Origin of the sequence: Pseudomonas sp. SWI36 (genome assembly GCF_002948105.1) — a bacterium.
Lineage (GTDB): Bacteria > Pseudomonadota > Gammaproteobacteria > Pseudomonadales > Pseudomonadaceae > Aquipseudomonas > Aquipseudomonas alloputida.
Map to the genome: position 1 here is coordinate 2,441,435 of NZ_CP026675.1, position 18,007 is coordinate 2,459,441.

16 protein-coding genes and 2 pseudogenes are annotated in these 18,007 nt (G+C 54.7%); 10 read left to right on the top strand and 8 right to left on the bottom strand.

Annotated elements, in window-relative coordinates:
- Positions 1-142 precede the first annotated feature (142 nt).
- Positions 143-469, top strand: coding sequence for a four-helix bundle copper-binding protein (locus C4Q27_RS11730; protein WP_104886862.1), 327 nt, complete (start codon positions 143-145; stop codon positions 467-469).
- Positions 470-1,640: 1,171 nt separating this feature from the next.
- On the opposite strand, the gene C4Q27_RS11740 is transcribed toward C4Q27_RS11730, so the two are convergent.
- Both C4Q27_RS11740 and C4Q27_RS11745 read right to left on the bottom strand, forming a co-directional pair.
- Positions 1,641-2,315, bottom strand: a complete 675-nt coding sequence (locus C4Q27_RS11740; RefSeq protein WP_013974882.1) for a heavy metal response regulator transcription factor — start codon at positions 2,313-2,315, stop codon at positions 1,641-1,643.
- 490 nt (positions 2,316-2,805) lie between these two features.
- The gene (locus tag C4Q27_RS11745; RefSeq protein WP_013974881.1) at positions 2,806-4,149 is read right to left on the bottom strand and encodes an OprD family porin; all 1,344 of its coding nucleotides are present in this window, start codon (positions 4,147-4,149) and stop codon (positions 2,806-2,808) included.
- Between the two features lie 402 nt (positions 4,150-4,551).
- Between C4Q27_RS11745 and C4Q27_RS11750 the strand changes: the two genes are divergently transcribed.
- From C4Q27_RS11750 to C4Q27_RS30000, 6 genes and pseudogenes are all read left to right on the top strand, one after another.
- Positions 4,552-5,823: a TolC family protein gene (locus C4Q27_RS11750; RefSeq protein WP_080563836.1), complete on the top strand. Its 1,272-nt coding sequence runs from the start codon at positions 4,552-4,554 to the stop codon at positions 5,821-5,823.
- 69 nt (positions 5,824-5,892) lie between these two features.
- The gene (locus C4Q27_RS11755; RefSeq protein ID WP_013974879.1) at positions 5,893-7,173 is read left to right on the top strand and encodes an efflux RND transporter periplasmic adaptor subunit; all 1,281 of its coding nucleotides are present in this window, start codon (positions 5,893-5,895) and stop codon (positions 7,171-7,173) included.
- Positions 7,174-7,197: 24 nt separating this feature from the next.
- Positions 7,198-10,359, top strand: coding sequence for a CusA/CzcA family heavy metal efflux RND transporter (locus C4Q27_RS11760; RefSeq protein ID WP_104886863.1), 3,162 nt, complete (start codon positions 7,198-7,200; stop codon positions 10,357-10,359).
- A 160-nt stretch (positions 10,360-10,519) separates the two neighbouring features.
- Positions 10,520-10,843, top strand: a complete 324-nt coding sequence (locus C4Q27_RS11765) for a DUF2790 domain-containing protein (RefSeq protein ID WP_013974877.1) — start codon at positions 10,520-10,522, stop codon at positions 10,841-10,843.
- A gap of 206 nt (positions 10,844-11,049) precedes the next feature.
- A pseudogene (locus C4Q27_RS11770) lies at positions 11,050-11,238 on the top strand (hypothetical protein); the annotation flags it as partial.
- A pseudogene (locus C4Q27_RS30000) lies at positions 11,226-11,698 on the top strand (phospholipid carrier-dependent glycosyltransferase); the annotation flags it as partial. The pseudogenes C4Q27_RS11770 and C4Q27_RS30000, both read left to right, overlap by 13 nt.
- Before the next feature lie 86 nt (positions 11,699-11,784).
- Here the strand turns inward: C4Q27_RS30000 and C4Q27_RS11780 are convergent.
- Positions 11,785-12,006: a hypothetical protein gene (locus C4Q27_RS11780; protein ID WP_104886864.1), complete on the bottom strand. Its 222-nt coding sequence runs from the start codon at positions 12,004-12,006 to the stop codon at positions 11,785-11,787.
- Positions 12,007-12,264: 258 nt separating this feature from the next.
- Between C4Q27_RS11780 and C4Q27_RS29420 the strand changes: the two genes are divergently transcribed.
- Positions 12,265-12,588 carry a hypothetical protein gene (locus tag C4Q27_RS29420; RefSeq protein ID WP_177410001.1) on the top strand — a complete coding sequence of 108 codons (324 nt, stop codon included), beginning with the start codon at positions 12,265-12,267 and terminating at the stop codon, positions 12,586-12,588.
- A gap of 2 nt (positions 12,589-12,590) precedes the next feature.
- Entirely contained in the window at positions 12,591-12,740 is a 150-nt protein-coding gene (locus C4Q27_RS29425; protein ID WP_177410002.1) for a hypothetical protein, read from the top strand.
- 167 nt (positions 12,741-12,907) lie between these two features.
- On the opposite strand, the gene C4Q27_RS11790 is transcribed toward C4Q27_RS29425, so the two are convergent.
- The 5 genes from C4Q27_RS11790 to C4Q27_RS29780 all read right to left on the bottom strand — a co-directional run bounded on the left by C4Q27_RS11790 (position 12,908) and on the right by C4Q27_RS29780 (position 17,598).
- The gene (locus tag C4Q27_RS11790; RefSeq protein ID WP_104886865.1) at positions 12,908-14,299 is read right to left on the bottom strand and encodes a heavy metal sensor histidine kinase; all 1,392 of its coding nucleotides are present in this window, start codon (positions 14,297-14,299) and stop codon (positions 12,908-12,910) included.
- Entirely contained in the window at positions 14,296-14,970 is a 675-nt protein-coding gene (locus tag C4Q27_RS11795) for a heavy metal response regulator transcription factor (protein WP_104886866.1), read from the bottom strand. The genes C4Q27_RS11790 and C4Q27_RS11795 overlap by 4 nt, the downstream gene beginning before the upstream one ends.
- A 958-nt stretch (positions 14,971-15,928) precedes the next feature.
- Complete coding sequence (locus C4Q27_RS11805) at positions 15,929-16,279, bottom strand: DUF3147 family protein (protein WP_104886867.1); 351 nt, start codon at positions 16,277-16,279, stop codon at positions 15,929-15,931.
- 157 nt (positions 16,280-16,436) lie between these two features.
- Positions 16,437-17,342: a cation diffusion facilitator family transporter gene (locus C4Q27_RS11810; RefSeq protein WP_104886868.1), complete on the bottom strand. Its 906-nt coding sequence runs from the start codon at positions 17,340-17,342 to the stop codon at positions 16,437-16,439.
- A 55-nt stretch (positions 17,343-17,397) separates the two neighbouring features.
- Positions 17,398-17,598 (bottom strand): zinc ribbon domain-containing protein, encoded by a 201-nt coding sequence (locus C4Q27_RS29780; protein ID WP_241799402.1) that lies wholly within the window; start codon positions 17,596-17,598, stop codon positions 17,398-17,400.
- Between C4Q27_RS29780 and C4Q27_RS29785 the strand changes: the two genes are divergently transcribed.
- Complete coding sequence (locus C4Q27_RS29785) at positions 17,536-17,727, top strand: hypothetical protein (protein WP_241799404.1); 192 nt, start codon at positions 17,536-17,538, stop codon at positions 17,725-17,727. The two genes, C4Q27_RS29780 and C4Q27_RS29785, sit on opposite strands and share 63 nt — an antisense overlap.
- The last annotated feature ends 280 nt before the right edge of the window (positions 17,728-18,007 follow it).

The following is an 18,007-nucleotide window of genomic DNA, read 5'->3' on the forward strand; positions in this document are numbered from 1 at the left end:
ATTGGGCAGGCCTTCACACGAGATGATTCGGACAAGCTTACAGAAATGTAATCAATCTTCAGGAACCCGTCAGGTCGAACGCTACATACCGTCATGAGACGGTGCATTGGCATCACATCGACCCGATACCGGAGATATGACCATGACCAGTCGCTTTGAAGAATGCATCTCGGAATGCCTGCGCTGTGCGCTGGCCTGTGAAGGCTGCGCGGCAGCCTGCCTGCAAGAACAAGATGTAAAAATGATGGCTGACTGCATCAAGCTGGACAGGGATTGCGCAGATATGTGCAAGCTGGCGGCTACCTTGATGGCACGAGAAAGCATGCTCGCCAACGAATTTTGTGCACTTTGCGCCAGGATTTGCCGCGCTTGCGGGGAGGAGTGCGGTAAGCATAAGGCAGACCACTGTCAGCATTGCGCACAGGCCTGTATGGCCTGTGCAGCATCCTGCGAAGCAATGGCTGCGTAAGCATATCTCGCCCAGTCTCCCGTCGGGCTAAGGAGACGTGTAGACCGCTGGTGATGAGCATGCGCTCTGGCGGAGCCTAGCTTGGGCAGCTGCCAACAAAGGCGCTGCCTTACGGATCTGGTAACAAGAAGCCCGCCTCGGCGGCGGGCTATCAGATGTCTCCAAGGGGAGGCTGTAGGCCAACAAGTCTCGGAGCAAGCATTTGTAGGATACGCCTCTTGGCTCACGCCCACCAGCCAGCTTCGGCCGGAGCGAATGGTTCTACGTCGAGGGCATTAGAAACGGCTTATGTAGGCCCCGTCAATTGGCAGGGCAATCCGCAAAGACAAAGCAGGCCGATTATCCCCTGGCGGTATACCCCCAGGCAGAGTCAAAGGCAAAGCTAGGGGGGAAATCTAGCGGGCACCCCGATTTGAGGGCAGAATCACCAGCTTCACCTACGTTGCACTGGGTTGAGGGGCAGTTTGAAACTGCTATCTAGCGCGACAGCGACCATCGCCGCCATGAGCAAGAGCACAGGTGCGCCTTGAGTACTCAGCACAAAGGCCGTAGCAAACGGCCCCGTGGCCTGCGCCAAGACCATTGGGCGAGCTAATGCTCCCATGCGTGCGCGATACCCTTGCCAAACAGCACCAGAGGCAAGATGACTCTGGCAATAGTGAGAATCCCGATGCCGGCGCCCTACAGCGCTGCTGCAGGGAATGCCAGCCAAGGCACGCGAGGAATGAATAAGCAGATGCCGATGAAGCTCACCAACACGCCGGCACGGCCGACCAGGTTGGGTGAAGATGCCGAGCAAGCGAGAACTCCAATACTCTTGCCACCACCTGGGCCGGCCCAAGGACCATCCCCACCGCCAACACCGTGACCGTTGGAAGGCCAAGTTCCTTGAGCGAGGTGAGAAGATGCACAGAGAGGGTGGCCATGACGAAGGCAATGACCGTGAGTAGCCCTGCAACGAACCAGAAAAGCCGGCGGGCGCCATCATCGTTGAGCGGCGACTGAGCCTGCTTGGTGCTGTAGTCGGGAGGTTAACCTCATCGCCGGCGCACCTTATGTCCAGCACACCTCATACGTTTAGTGAGGAAACGCGCGCTAAGGGTCAAAAACAGTATGGCTCGACTTACATGCATGATCCCTGGCTCTGTTTTCATGACTAAGTAGCGGGCGATCAACGCTTCTCAAGCACATAGCCCACACCGCGAAGCGTATGGATCAGCTTCGTCTCGAAAGGGTCATCGATCTTGGCTCTAAGTCTTCGAATCGACACTTCTACAACGTTTGTATCGCAGTCGAAGTTCATATCCCAGACCTGTGAGATGATCTGTGTGCGGCTGAGCACCACGCCGGTATTGCGCATTAGGTAGTGCAGAAGTGCAAACTCTTTCGTCGTCAGATCAATACGCTGGCCGTCCCTGAAGGCCCTGTGACGGCTCTGGTCTAGCTCCAGGTCAGCGACACGAATGATCTCCACAGATGCAGGGTGTTCAGACCTGCGCATTAAGGCGCGAACCCGGGCTAGCAGTTCTGGGAACTCAAATGGTTTGATCAGGTAGTCATCTGCACCGTTCTCCAAACCCCGGACCTTATCTGCCAAACGACTTCTCGCCGTGAGCATCATGATGCGGGAGGGGCAATTTTTACGCCTCAAAAGCTCAAGTACCTGCCACCCATCCATTTCTGGCAGATTGATATCAAGAATAATCAACTCGTATTCGTGTTGCTTGGCTAGGAATAGCCCATCTGACCCGGTATGCACGCAATCGACGACATAACCGCATTCTGTAAGGCCTTGACGCACATATTCCGCAGTTTTTACTTCGTCCTCAATTACCAGAATTCGCATGGGATTGTGTCTCGATATCACTGAGCAATTAACCGCGCACGCGCGCCGGCATTATTGAAAGGAATGGTAAATCAAAATGAGCTGGGCGGGGCCTAAATGACGGATTTGTAATTTCCAGGTAATATGATTGATAGTCTGGAGGTATATCTTTTCGCGGTTTGGGTTTGACAGGTGCGGGCCCTCTCTCCAATAGGTAATTTGACCTTATGAAGTATGTGGTTGTTTTCTTCTTTGTGTTGACTTTGTTCCGTTCAGATGACGGCGAAGTTACTCATGTCGAGGAAACTGGTCATTGGTGCAGCCATGAGTTTCACCGGCATGCAATGCGTACACTCGAACGGTTGATTGAATTTTAGGTAAAAAAAAGGCGCCCAAAGGGCGCCAAATATCCACCTTTTACCAAAGGAGCACTTAAGCCACTCAAGGTGAATTCGTAATGCACATTTTTCTGAAGAGACCAGTTTACGAATAAACTGATCCCCTTAGAGAATCACAGGATCGAAAGCGGGTACTCAATGATCACACGAGTTTCATCCAGATCCGATTCGAATGCAGTGGCACGCGTGGTGGCCTGGCGCAACCGGAAGGACAGGTCTTTTGCTGGACCAGTTTGCACGACATATTTAACCTCTACGTCACGCTCCCAACGTTTCTGATTGGTGAGCGGATCACCGTTGGCGTCGGTGCGCATGTAGAACTGGTTGGCGTTCGAGTAGTCTGCGCCCGAGCCTCTGGCGTAGCGGGTCATGAACGTCAGACCAGGAATGCCGTAGCTGGTGAAGTTCAGGTCGTAGCGCAGCATCCAGGAACGCTCTTTCGGCGAGTTGAAGTCGCTGTACTGGATAGAGTTGTCGACGAAAATCGAGTCTGACTGACGCAGGTAGTCGAAATCATCGTCGCCGTTGTTGCGTTGGTGCGACAGGGCCAGGGTGTGAGCGCCGTAACGGACCCCGACCTTGGCACTCCAGATATCGTTGTCAAACTCGCCTAGGCGCTGCTTCCCTTCATCCACGGCTTTGTAATAGTTGAAGCCGCCAATCAGCGCAAGGTCGTCATTCAGTGGATAGGCGAAGCTGGTGCCAGCGTAGTACTGGTTCCAGACTTCTTTCAACTGACTGGCGTATACGCTCACGGTCCAGTTATCGTTGATCGCGTAATCACCGCCACCGTAGCCTACCCAAGGCGAGTTAACCGGGCCACCGTAGAAAGTTGCGAAGTTATCATTCAGATTGCTGGAGACCGGCTGGCTCATCGCATGCAGTCGGCCACCCTGCAGGGTGAGGCCCTGGATGCTGGTGTTCTCAACGGTCACACCGCGGAAGCTTTCAGGCAACAGGCGCGAGTCGCCTGATGCAACAACTGGCGTCGACGGGAAAACATCACCCACTTTCACGACCGTATCAAACAAGCGAACTTTAGCCGCCCCGCCAACCTTGGTGTATTCGTCGCGAGCTTCGCCTTTGTTATCAACAGGCATGACGTCGAATGAACTACGACCGCCGTTGCGCCCGTCACCAGTATCGAGCTTAAGCCCTATCATGGCAAAGGCATCAACACCAACGCCGACCGTCCCTTGGGTAAAACCAGAGTTGAATTTGGTGATGATCCCGTGCGCCCAGGCCTCGGAGTAGCCATTGGTGTTGCCCTTGCCGCTGTTGTAAGTGGGAGCTGAGCTGTCGCGGTTATCACGATTGAAATAGAAGTTGCGGTTGAGCACTGTAAGGCTGCTACCTTCGATGAAACCTTCGGGCTTATCTTCAGCTTGAGCAGTAACTGCATAGCTTCCAGACAGCGCCGAAACTGCCGCCAAATACAGTGGTACTTTGATTTTCATCCGATGCTCCTTTGATTTACGGCAGTTTTTATTATGTTTTCCGGCGCGGGTGTCGTTATAAGTTCTGAGCCGGCGGCGCGCCTCGCGTAGCGCCGAGCTCATATTTGCAGGCGGAAGATAACGGGATGGTGATAGGAAAATTACAATTTCGTCATCTGGTCGTTATTTTGGTCATTGACGCCGCATGCTAGCCATCTCTCGCGTTCGCAATGAAATTCGGTGGTTCGACTGTGTCATCAGCGTTTTCGGGCATTACAAGCTTTTCTTACGAAATTGTAATTTTCTAGCCACCCCTCTGATAGCTACCGCTCTTTAGAGTGCCATCACCTAATCCAGTGGGGCTTGGCAGCTATTTCGGCGTTCTGGCCAAGCTAACGAAGTTTGTGCACGAGGACCAAGAAAGTGCTCCGGTATAACCGCAATGTCTTATCCAAGACCTACGTCTCACCGTGGAAAATTGCCGCTCTCTGTGCGGTGATTTCCGGGTTGCTGGCACCCACCGCATTTGCCCAAAGCATCAGCTTGCCCCAAGCGCTGTCGACGGCAATGGATGCCAACCCAGACCTCGCGGCGGCACGTCAGGAAATCGGCATCGCGGACGGTGCGCGCAAGCAAGCCGGGCTGATTCCAAACCCCGAAATCTCGTATGAGATGGAGGACACACGGCGTAACACCAGCACAACGACCGTTACGCTAAGTCAGACCTTGGAGCTCGGTGGTAAGCGGGGAGCCCGCGTAGATGTCGCCACATACGGCCAGAGTGTTGCACAACTGGAACTGGACCGACGCGTGAATGGTCTGCGTGCAGACGTCGTGCAGGCGTTTTACGCTGCATTACGAGCCCAAACCGGACTCGACCTCGCTAAACAATCCCTTGAACTTACTGAGCGCGGCCTTCGCATTGTCGATGGTCGAGTTCGCGCAGGTAAATCTTCACCTGTGGAGGCTACCCGCGCCCAGGTTCAACTGGCTGAAGCCCGGTTGCAGGTCCGTCGCGCCGAAACGGAAAAAGCGAATGCTTACCAGCAACTCGCCCAAGTCACGGGGAGTTCTGTGACCATATTCGATCGCCTTGAATCACCAACCTTGTCTCCTGGCTTGCCGCCGCGCACTGAAGAGTTGCTGGCAAAGCTCGATCAGACTCCGGAAATGCGGCAGGCAGTGGTGGAGATTGATAAGAGCGATGCCTCGCTTGGCGCAGAAAAAGCTCAGCGTATTCCAAACCTCACGGTAAGCGTGGGTAGCCAGTACGACCGCTCGGTGCGCGAGCGAGTCAATGTCGTTGGTCTGTCCATGCCTTTGCCGCTGTTTGATCGTAACCAAGGCAACATTCTTTCCGCTTCTCGACGTGCCGATCAGGCCCGCGACCTGCGTAACGCTGTCGAGTTGAGACTGCGCGCCCAAACCCAAACCGCGCTGAACCAGTGGTCCACCGCCATGCAAGAAGTTGAGTCCTACGACAAGACCATTCTGCCCTCAGCCCAGCAGGCCGTGGATACCGCAACCCGCGGATTCGAGATGGGGAAATTCGGCTTTATCGAAGTACTGGACGCCCAGCGCACCTTGATCCTTGCTCGTGGCCAGTATCTCGACTCGCTGGCAGCGGCGACCAATGCGCGTGCGCAAGTAGAAAGGGTTTATGGCGAAGTAGGCTCGACCGCCGGCGCACGCTGAACGGGGCATACATTTTTCTCGGCACTCGGCGTTTAAACCTGCCGGTGCCTACGATCAGCAGGAGTAGCAATGGAAAACAAACGCAAGATCGCCCTCGCGGTAGCCGCTGTGGCAATCCTTGGATTTGGCAGCCTCGCCTGGAACAGCAGTTCCGATCAACAAGCGGCGACTAACGCAGAACATGGTGCTGACGATGGTCATGGCCATGACAAGAAGGCCGGATCAGCTAACAAAGAGAACAGTGAAGCGGAGCATAGTGAAGATGGGCACGGTGAAGAAGGTCATGGCGAGGAGGGCCACAGTGAAGAGGGCGGTGAGGAAGAAGGTAAGCTAACCCTTAGTGCTGAACAGATCAAAGCAGCTGGCGTGACTCTGGAATCGGCAGCGCCTCGTGATTTGGGAACCGTCGTGAGCTTCCCGGGTGAGATTCGTTTTGACGAGGACCGCACTGCGCACGTTGTTCCTCGCGTTCCAGGCGTTGTCGAAACAGTCCAGGCGAATTTGGGTGAGTCCGTCAAGAAGGGTCAAGTCCTTGCGGTGATTGCCAGCCAGCAGATCTCTGACCTGCGCAGCGAGCAACAAGCCGCTCAGCGTCGTGTCGAACTTGCGCGCGTGACTTTTAGCCGAGAGAAGCAGCTCTGGCAGGACAAGATTTCTGCGGAGCAGGACTACCTCCAGGCTCGCCAGGCGCTGCAGGAAGCCGAAATCTCTCTGGCCAACGCCAAGCAAAAAGTCAGCGCGATCGGTGCCTCGGTCAATTCGGTAGGCGGTAACCGTTACGAACTCAGGGCTCCCTTTGACGCCGTAGTGGTGGAGAAACACTTGACCGTCGGGGAAGTCGTCAGCGAGGCGACTAACGCCTTTATTCTGTCCGACCTTAACCAAGTTTGGGCCACTTTCGCTGTACCGCCTACCGATTTGGCCAAGGTCACTACCGGCCGCGCCGTGAAGGTTTCCTCACCTGACATGAACGTGGAGGTCGAGGGCAAGGTGGGTTATGTCGGCAGCCTGTTGGGCGAGCAAAACCGAGCAGCGACCGTCCGCGTTACGTTGACCAATCCCAACGGGGCCTGGCGTCCTGGTCTTTTCGTGAACATCGCAGTCACGTCCCAGACTGATCGCGTGGCGGTGGCTGTCCCGGAACACGCCGTGCAGACCGTTGAGGACAAACCATCGGTCTTCGTACGCACCGCCGAGGGCTTCGACACCCGCCCAGTAAAGCTGGGCCGCCGTGACAGTGGGTACGTGGAAATCACGGACGGCATCGAAGCGGGCGCTCAAGTGGCTACCAATGGCAGCTTCACACTCAAGTCTGAGCTCGGCAAAGCCTCTGCCGAGCACAGTCACTGATGCGAACTGACAGGATGATTTCTCATGTTTGAACGTATCATCAGATTTGCCATTGAACAGCGGATCGTTGTGATGATCGCTGTCCTGATCATGGCCGGTATCGGCATCTACAGCTACCAGAAACTGCCGATCGATGCCGTTCCTGACATCACCAACGTCCAGGTGCAGATCAATACTGCAGCGCCTGGCTATTCCCCATTGGAAACTGAGCAGCGGATCACGTTTCCAGTTGAAACAGCCATGGCTGGTCTTCCAGGCCTTCAGCAGACCCGTTCCCTGTCTCGCTCTGGCCTGTCTCAGGTCACCGTGATCTTCAAGGATGGCACCGACATTTTCTTTGCCCGCCAGCTGATTAACGAGCGGCTGCAGGTTGCCAAGGAACAGCTGCCAGAGGGTGTAGAAGCTGTCATGGGGCCGGTATCCACCGGGCTCGGGGAGATCTTCCTGTGGACCGTAGAAGCCGAAGATGGCGCGGTCAAAGAAGACGGTACGCCCTACACGCCCACCGACCTGCGGGTGATCCAGGACTGGATCATCAAGCCTCAGCTGCGCAACGTACCCGGCGTTGCAGAGATCAACACCATCGGTGGCTTTGCCAAACAGTTCCTTGTTGCCCCGGATCCGAAGCGCCTGGCTACCTACAAGCTGACCCTGAATGATTTGGTCGCAGCGTTGGAAAGCAACAACGCCAACGTCGGCGCCGGTTACATCGAGCGTAATGGCGAGCAGCTGCTCATCCGTGCACCTGGCCAAGTCCGCGATATCGAAGACATCGCCAGCATCGTAATCACCAGTGTGGATGGTGCACCGATTCGCATCAGCAATGTTGCCGACGTCAGTATCGGTAAAGAGCTCCGTACGGGTGCTGCTACCGAGAATGGCCGCGAGGTCGTGCTCGGTACCGTGTTTATGCTTATCGGTGAGAACAGCCGTACTGTGTCCCAAGCTGTCGCCGCGAAGCTCGCGGATATCAACCGTACCCTGCCAAAGGGCGTGGTTGCCGTCACCGTTTACGACCGTACCAACTTGGTTGAAAAAGCCATTGCGACGGTGAAGAAGAACCTGGTGGAAGGCGCGATCCTGGTTATCGCCATCCTCTTCCTGTTCCTCGGCAACATCCGTGCTGCGCTGATTACCGCGATGGTCATCCCACTCTCCATGCTGTTCACCTTCACTGGCATGTTCAACAACAAGGTCAGTGCCAACCTGATGAGTCTGGGAGCACTCGACTTCGGCATCATCGTAGATGGGGCCGTGGTTATCGTGGAGAACGCGATCCGTCGATTGGCCCATGCGCAGCACAAACATGGCCGTATGCTCACCAAAACCGAACGCTTCCATGAGGTCTTTGCCGCTGCCCGCGAAGCGCGTCGGCCACTGATCTTCGGGCAGCTGATCATTATGGTGGTGTACCTGCCCATCTTCGCCCTCACCGGCGTGGAGGGCAAAATGTTCCACCCCATGGCATTCACCGTTGTGATGGCGCTATTGGGTGCAATGATCCTCTCCGTTACCTTCGTGCCGGCAGCGATCGCCATGTTCGTCACTGGCAAGGTCAAGGAGGAAGAGGGCGTTGTTATGCGCACTGCGCGGCTGCGTTATGAGCCTGTGCTGCAGTGGGTGCTTGGGCATCGGAATATCGCTTTCTCCGCCGCACTAGCACTGGTCGTTCTCAGCGGTGTACTTGCCAGTCGCATGGGGAGCGAGTTCATCCCAAGTCTCAGTGAGGGGGACTTCGCTCTTCAAGCCTTGCGCGTACCTGGTACTAGCCTCAGCCAGTCGGTGGACATGCAGGAGCGTTTGGAAAAAGCAGTCATCGAGCAGGTACCGGAAGTTGAGCGTATGTTCGGCCGAACCGGTACGGCTGAAATCGCCTCTGACCCAATGCCACCGAATATCTCCGATGCTTACGTCATGCTCAAACCAAAGGACCAATGGGCCGATCCCGACAAGTCGCGGGAGGAGCTCATTGCCGAGGTTCAAAAGGCGGCAGCCAGTGTCCCGGGCAGTAACTATGAACTCTCCCAGCCTATCCAGCTTCGTTTCAACGAACTGATCTCCGGGGTGCGCAGCGATGTTGCGGTGAAGGTTTATGGTGACGACATGGATGTGCTCAACAGCACGGCCAATAAGATCGCCGCAGCGCTCAAAGCGGTACCAGGCTCCTCGGAGGTCAAGGTTGAGCAGACCACAGGTCTGCCAGTGCTGACCATTAACATCGACCGGGAAAAAGCAGCACGCTACGGCCTGAACATTGCGGACGTGCAGAATTCGATCGCGATTGCTGTGGGTGGTCGTACAGCGGGAACGTTGTACGAGGGTGATCGCCGATTCGACATGGTGGTGCGCCTGCCTGAGGCCGTACGTACCGACGTCGCGGGTATGTCTAGCTTGTTGATTCCTGTGCCTGCCAATGCGGCTCAGGGCGCCAATCAGATCGGTTTCATTCCACTTTCGCAGGTCGCTAAGCTGGACTTGCAGTTGGGCCCGAACCAGATCAGCCGCGAGAACGGTAAGCGCTTGGTTATTGTAAGCGCCAACGTTCGGGGCCGTGACCTTGGGTCGTTCGTTGATGAGGCGGCATCTACCCTGTCAACGAAAGTGGAAATCCCAGCAGGTTACTGGACCAGTTGGGGCGGCCAGTTCGAGCAGTTGCAGTCTGCAGCCAAGCGCCTGCAGATTGTGGTACCAGTAGCCTTGCTGCTGGTAATGACCTTGCTGTTCTTGATGTTCAACAACCTGAAGGACGGCATGCTGGTCTTCACCGGTATTCCATTCGCTCTCACTGGCGGGGTCGTGGCCCTTTGGCTGCGTGATATCCCGCTCTCGATCTCGGCAGGGGTAGGCTTCATCGCTCTCTCCGGCGTCGCGGTACTGAACGGCCTGGTGATGATTGCCTTCATTCGCGGGTTGCGAGAAGAGGGACGAACGCTCAGGCAGGCCGTTGACGAAGGAGCTCTGACCCGACTGCGACCTGTGCTGATGACTGCGCTGGTGGCTTCCCTGGGCTTCATTCCGATGGCCTTGGCCACCGGTACAGGTGCCGAGGTTCAACGGCCGCTGGCAACGGTGGTGATTGGCGGGATTCTGTCCTCCACCGCGTTGACCTTGCTGGTACTGCCTGCTCTGTATCATTGGGCACATCGCAAGGATGAAGACGGCGACGAGGCAGAAGCCGTAAGCTGATTCCCCCAGATACAAAAAACCCACAACACGCGTTGTGGGTTTTTTGTTTTATATGAAATAGATGCACTTACCTTTCAAAATTGTAAGTTTCTCGTCATGCCGGTGATGCCTCTGCGTTGCTAAAGTTACGCCCGAGATGATTTGAATTTGAGAGGTTCCTATGAAAAAGCTAATTGTTGCTGCTGCACTTGTTATGTTCTCGATGGCTTCGCAGGCTTATACTTACTCTGAAAGCAAGCAGCTGCAATACATCAAGGAGCATCAGACTGCTGTAGCGAATTATGCCGAGAGAAATGGCAAACCGATGCCGGAGATCCAGGACTACAATTACGGCATGAAGATCGATGTTGCGAAATTCGTGCGTCAGTCCCAAGACCCGCGCACCTGCCAAGTTTACCCGCGATTGATGACCTTTGAGGACTCTCAGGGTACGCTTAAGACGGTTCGCTACTCCATGTACTCGCAATGCATCAACAACAAGTAGTAATTGCTGTGAGTAGAATACTTAGAGAATTCATAAATGCCAGGCAGTGCCTGGCATTTTTTATTGAGCTCGATGAACGTCATTTAGGCTAGATGCTTTAATGACTGCCCCTGGGTTAGCTGGGAAATAAATCTCAACTACACAACAGTAATGTCTTCCAACTGCATAGGGCAGTTTATAGTCTTGCCCCCCAGAAGGGACGAGTTATGAAAAGTTCGCTTGAACGCCCAGATGACCAAGCAGAGCATGAAGGGCTGAGCCATGAGCACGACGGCATCTTTGGCATGAACACCGAGCTGGTTTTCGCGCTGATCTGTGGTGCCCTGCTCGGAGCCGGAGCGCTCGCAGGAAAACTAGGGCTGATCGACTGGCTGCCGCTGGTTCTGTACCTGTCTCGGCGTTGCTCCTGTCCGGTCGGATCAATGAGGTTGGCCGAAGGATCACCAGGGCGCCGCCGCGAGCGTTGATACTGCCAATCATCGGCGTCGACATCATCTATGCCGGGGTGTTGATGCAGAGGCCTCAGAACCAGCGAGATGTCGTTCAGGCCTGGTTGAATGTGCTCAATCGGCCCCTCTGATCTACCCTGGTCGCCGCTCGAATTCCTCGGAGTTCTACAGCAGCGGGAAGTCCGAAAACATCCAGTACCCAGCAAAGTGGCCTCGTGACAGCTCATTCTACCTGTCCCGGCGCTTACTCGACAGCAATGCTGAGCTGCCTGCCAACCTGGGCTGTGTCGAGATCACCGAAGCGAACGCCAGTCAGCTGTTGCTGTGCCGTTGGAAAGACGCCAGGCAAGGTACCGAAGGTCTGGTCGGAGACAGTAATGCGGAAACGCCTCGTACAAACGAAGGTAAGATTCCAGACACAAAAAAAACCAGGTTTTACCCTGGCTTTTTTGTCGATTGCTTTCGTCATTTAAAGTCCTATTTAATCGCCGTTTAGTTATCAGCTTTTTCCTTACCATTCTTGCTTTCTTTCTTTTGCTCTTGGGCAATTTGTTGTTTGTTCTGATCCGAAGAGTCATCGCTCCATAGGCGAGCCTGTTCATTTCGGAAGTTTTCCTGGAACTGTTTCGCTCGCTCGTAACCACCTTCAGCGTAAGCGGTACTCACGAGACCAAGCAGCAGGCTGCCAATAGCGATAGATTTAGCAAATTTCATTGTGTGCCTCGGTTCTCACTAGGCCTACCTGACTGGCGGCCTTTGTTGGTTTGTAGTTTAGGAGCGCGAAGCTAACGACAAGGTGAGTCAAGAATTACAATTCCGTAATTTAGGCGGCTGGCGAGATGCGCCAAATCTGCAAACCTGGAAGGATCATGTCTATCTCGCTTGTGTCGAGGGTCACGTTGATATCTAAACAAATAAACCACTGCGGCGTTACCGGCCGCTCGGGGAGATAGCCATGAATGAGATTGAGCCTTGGCTGTTGCCATCGGTGACTTCCGTCGAAGCACTGAAAAACTCACCTTTCAGCTCGATGAGCTGGCTTCCCAAACCAGGGCTTGCAGCGCCGTTCTGGAAAAGTCGAGTGAGCTTGTGGAGGAGGTTGATCTCGTCAGTAGGCAGATTCAGGAGGAGGTGCGAAAGGCTGAGAAAGCCTGGTCCAATGCCGAAGAGGTCGCCATACGCGCTGCTGCAGAGGCATATTCCGCTGCCGCTCGTGGCGTCGAGACCGCCATCCAACCGCTGATTTCGGAGCTTACTGTCGCGACAAATCAGCGGATGCCTCGATCCTGGAGCTAACGGTGCTGGCTAAGCGTTATGTCATGGTAGTGGCGACAGCATTCTTCATACTGGCACTGATCTATGTGTACTCGACCATGCAGTCCATAGAGGCCGCCGGCAGTGTGAGCGCTCAGGAAAAAGTGAATGCCCAATACTTCTCCCACCTGTGAAGAAACGCTAATCCAGAAGAGCAAAAGATTATAAAGTCGGTAATTCTGCGGTCGCCCATGGACCCTGTGGTGCTTAGGCATTGATGCATTGCATCAGACAAAAGGCCCGTCGATTGACGGGCCTTTGCAAGTGAGCGCGGTTCAATCAGCGGTCATTGTTGGCTGCTTTAGCTGAGCTTCGGGAAGTGGAGGTGGAACCAGGTGAAATTTTCCTCGGTCACTTCCACGCTCGCCGAGCCTTGATGTAGGCCCATGATCGACTGCACGATGGCAAGGCCAAGACCGGTCCCCCCTTCGCTTCGTGCTCGGCTCTTATCCACGCGGTAGAACCGTTCAAACAAATGCGCATGGTGTTCCTTGGCGATCCCGCGGCCCGGGTTGCCAACACTCAAGGTCGTGCCGCTACCACCGTGTTGCACTTTCACATAGACCGTACGACCGCGAGGGCAGTAGCGAATCGCATTCGACACCAGATTCGAGACGGCGCGTTGAATCATCAGGCGGTTCCCGCGCACCACGTCATCACTGCCAGAGATCTGCAGCTGGATCTCGCCTTCCTCTGCCGAAATGCTGAAGAGATCGCACACTCGCTTAACCTCGTCGACTAGGGACACGGGTTCAAACTCCACCATGGATGCCGGATGACTGACCTGAGCAAGGAACAGCATGTCGGAAACCATGCGGCTCATGCGGTCCAGCTCTTCTGTGCACGACTCCAGCACCTCCCTGTACTCGGAAAGCGATCGTTCTCTGGTTAGCGCAACTTGGGCTTTACCCATCAGGTTGGAAAGCGGCGCTCGCAGTTCGTGAGCAAGGTCGTCAGAAAACTGCGAGAGCTGCTGAACTCCGTCATCCAGGCGAGCCAGCATGATGTTGATACCGTCGGCGAGCTCTTTGAGTTCTGCCGGCATCCCATTAGTCGGCAGACGATGGTCAAGGCTCTCGGTGGAGATCTTCGAAGCGACCTTCAGGAACTTGGTCAGAGGCAGCAGACTTCTGCGGACTGTCCACCAGCCGATTGCGAGGATCAGCGCGATGATGAGCGGGGAAATCATCAGGGCCCAGGTGAGCAATGCATCAAGCAGCGCTTCATTGGACGACTGGTCCATGGTCATGTAGACACTGACTTCGGTTCCGTCGCCCAAACTCATGGTGCGAGAAGCTGTCAGCAAGGGGCGGTCCTGGGTGTCGCGCCACTCATGCTCCTTCGGCTGTGCGGATGGTTGGAACTTGTGCACCTCCACGTTCACCTGCTTCGAGCCGATCGAGAGAAGAGGCGTTTCACTCTGCGCCGACTCGAAGATGCTGACGTACAGGTTGTTGTGGCCCATCACCAGATCCACAAGCTGATGTGCGTCTGCGTTGACGCCTGAGATGTCGGAGATCATAGACAGGTTGTGAGCCATGCCCGCCATCTTGACTTCCAGGTCACTGCGAGCATTACGCTCTAGCGCCTGGCCTACCATCAGATACCCGAAGGTGGCGAATAGAAGCAGCAACGCTGCGCTCATCAACCCCACTTTTAATCCCAGCTTTGCAGCCAGGCTGAAAGGCCTCATGCGCGTTCCTCAAAAACGTACCCTACGCCACGAAGCGTGTGAATGAGCTTGGTTTCAAACGGGTCATCGATCTTTGAGCGAAGGCGCCGGATAGCGACATCGATGACGTTGGTATCGCAGTCAAAATTCATGTCCCAGACCAACGAAATGATCTGAGAACGAGTCAGCGCTTCGCCCGTCCTGCTCATCAGCAGGTGCAGGAGCGTAAATTCCTTTGTGGTGAGATCGATGCGTGTGCCAGCGCGGAAAACGCGATGGCGCACTGAGTCGAGTTCTAAATCGGCAATTTTTAGCGATCTCTTCTCGACTAATTCATCACCACGCCGCTGCAGCGAACGGATACGAGCGAGCAGCTCTGGGAATTCAAAGGGTTTGACAAGGTAGTCGTCAGCGCCGCCATCCAAGCCTTTGAGCTTGTCGTTGATGCGACCGCGGGCGGTTAGCATGATGATGCGGACCCGGCTGGTTTTCCTGATGGTTTCCAAAAGGTCCCAACCGTCGATGCCTGGAAGGTTGACGTCCAGCAGAACCAATGAATAGACGTTAGTATTGAACAAGTGCAGGGCGTCGACACCATTGTGCACGATATCTACGACATACCCGCTTTCGGATAAGCCCTGCTGAAGATATTCGGCAGTTTTAATTTCGTCTTCCACAACTAGAACGCGCATAACTTATCTCAAGGTGTGAGGAAGGATTTGCCTAATCCGTCAAGACTATGGTTGGAGGCAGTTTGAAGGTTCGGCTGATATGCATGGCATCTGGAAGTCGCTACCTTTGTCCATACGCCGGGGTCACCTGAGGACGCTTGAATCTTAACGCGAAGACGCTGGCCGCGGCGAAATCCTACAAATTTGTAATGTAGCCGCAAGATTGCTGACAGTCATGACGGCTCTCCCTAGTGAGCTTAGCGGATTCTGTGGCCTTCAGCGGTTTGCAGCCTTCACGCCTGACAAGCGAATTCGGCCGAGAGGGGTGGTGTTTCTGCCAAGCTGCTCTGCTTTGTGGCGTTTAATCCTTCAAGCTCAAGCTACGAGTGATGACAAGCCACCGATCATTCTACCCATTGAAACGGGCTTCAACCGGCGATCATGCTTGGCTTTTCATCTTACTTGAGCAAGGATAATTACTTTACAAACTATTACATGTCCAAATTGTAATTTCACAATCATCTTATCGTTAGCCGCTTTTGCTAGTTTAACAACAGCACACAGGCAGCGCTGCTTTGGGCCAGTCTCATCTGAAGCAGCATGGCGGGAGTAACGGAACCCTGCTCACGCCAATGCATTCACCTTGGAACCATACGCTCCTTTGGTAAGGTGAATTTTAGCGCCCCGCCATGGGCGCTTTTTTATTAATGGACTTCTCATGAAAGCAACTATATCGGCTATTGCTGCGTTCATGCTTTCTCTGCACTGCCGAAAAATGCCCAAAGTAGCGTTCAGATCAACGACGATCTTGAGCAGTCTGCCAGAAAGGCCAGAAAGGCTACAGAACGCTATGCTCAGAGCGTGAAGAAACCCATTCCCGAGCTTTAAGACTAAGGGCGAACTGCACATGGTTCGCTACCTCGTAAGGTGAGTGCATCAACAACCGGTAAGCGGACACCGATTGCTTTCTGCACCCGGGTTATAGCAACTCGATGCCAAAACGCCTTAGGAGCAGGGCAAATCCTCCGAAGCTTGCCATAGTGATGAGGATGCTGGTGATAAGTGTCGGCCAGAAGCCCAACTTGGGCAGCAGTGCCGGAAATGCGATAAACATCGGCAGCGTTGGAATCACATACCAGAACGTGTACCACGCATGGTTGGAAATCTTCTCCATGCTTTGGTTGTCCAAGTAAAGCCAGATGAGCGTCAATACGGTGACCAATGGCAGGGCGGCAACCAAGCCGCCCAGCTTGTCACTGCGCTTTGCCAGCTCAGACACGAGCACCACTATTGCGGCAGTGACTAAGTATTTCGTGATGATCCAAGACATCGCTGAACCTACTTGAGCTAGTGGAATGGGTCTGCCGGGATCATTCACCAGGCACTCATGAAGTGCTTCTGCTATCGCCAATCCATCCTTACCTCATCCTCGACCACACTACCCCCGACGTTGAAGGCGGTGTGTTGATCAGGTGTCTACCGGCCGATCAATGCGACGGCGAAGGGACGTTCTCGTGGAAAGCTGCGCGCTCGATCTGAATGGTGCAGTGATGGATTTCGAACGCGTCGCTGACTGCATCCACGACGGCCGCTAGCACAGCATCTCCATCTGCTGCGTCTCGGACGACCACGTGCGACGTCATCACGTTGCTTCCGCTGCTGACGGCCCAAACGTGCAAGTCATGGACATCCGTGACGCCGTCGACCTTGAGGATCGTGGCCTCGATTGCCGCCACGTTGAGTCCCCGGGGTACACCTTCCATAAGAATTCCCAAGCTCTCTCGAAGCAATTGCCAAGTCCGCGGCAATACCCAAAGGCCGATCGCTACGGCGACAACCGTGTCGACCCAGGTCCAGCCGGTAAAGCGGATAATGAGGGCGGCGATGATCACACCCAACGATCCGAGCATGTCGCTCCAGACTTCGAGGTAGGCGCCTTTGACGTTGAGGCTCTCGTTGCTGGCAGATGCCAGCAGTCGCATTGAAATCAGGTTGATGATCAGGCCGGCAATCGCGATCCACATCATTGTCCCGGTGGCGATCTCCGCTGGCATGAAGAAGCGCTGGTAGGCCTCGTACAAGATGTACATCGCCACCAGGAAGAGCAGCACGGCGTTGAACGTGGAGGCTAGGATCTCCAACCGCGCATAGCCAAAGGTTCTTTTCTGATCCGCCGGCCGCTTGGCGATCTGAAGCGCAATCAACGAAATTGCCAAAGCGGCTGTGTCGGTGAACATGTGAGACGCATCCGACAGCAACGCCAGGCTGCCGGTAATCCATGCGCCGATCACTTCAGCGATCATGAAACTACCGGTCAGGACCAATGCCATGACTAGTTTCTTCTGATGCCCCTCACGAACCGCGGCGCTGCCATGATCATGATTCGATCCCACGTATTTCTCCTTCCACAGGGTGGTGGTCGCGTTGGATTTCCAGTGTGGCCAAGCGCTAAGGGGTTGCCTGGCCGCACTGGCTGCAGAATTTTGCTCCTGCTGTCAGGGACGAGCCGCAGGCCGTGCAATCACTCGATAGTGGTGTTCCGCAGTTTAGACAAAAGCGTGCAGACGGGGCGTTCGCGGTCCGGCAGTGCTTGCAAGTCTGCAGATCTTTGACTGGGGCTTGAGCTATTGCGCGCCCACCCCCAATCACCTGGTCATTACCGTCGCAGGTTTGCTGCTGCTCATAACGACCATGCCGGTCATGTCGATCACTCCAGTGCCCACTACCGTGGTGCTTGCCACCGCCGTGGGTTCCGCGGCCGTGGTGGCCCCCCAGTAAATTTTTGAGAAAACTCATGGTATTCGTCCCTCATCGACAGGTGACATCAGCACGGGCAAAGGTGAAAGAAATGTTCTGCTCGCTAGAATGACTTTTAAGTTAAAGTAAAGGTTCAAAATTAGCGTATGGCAAAACGTAGCTGGTTTGTTTGTGAATTTTAATTTAATTAATCGGGCGGCATTAACCACCCAAAGAGTCAGACCTATCCATTTTTTATCATAGCCTGGGCAGTTCCAATCAAAAAAGTCATTATCGCGATCATGTCAGCATTGTAATCGCG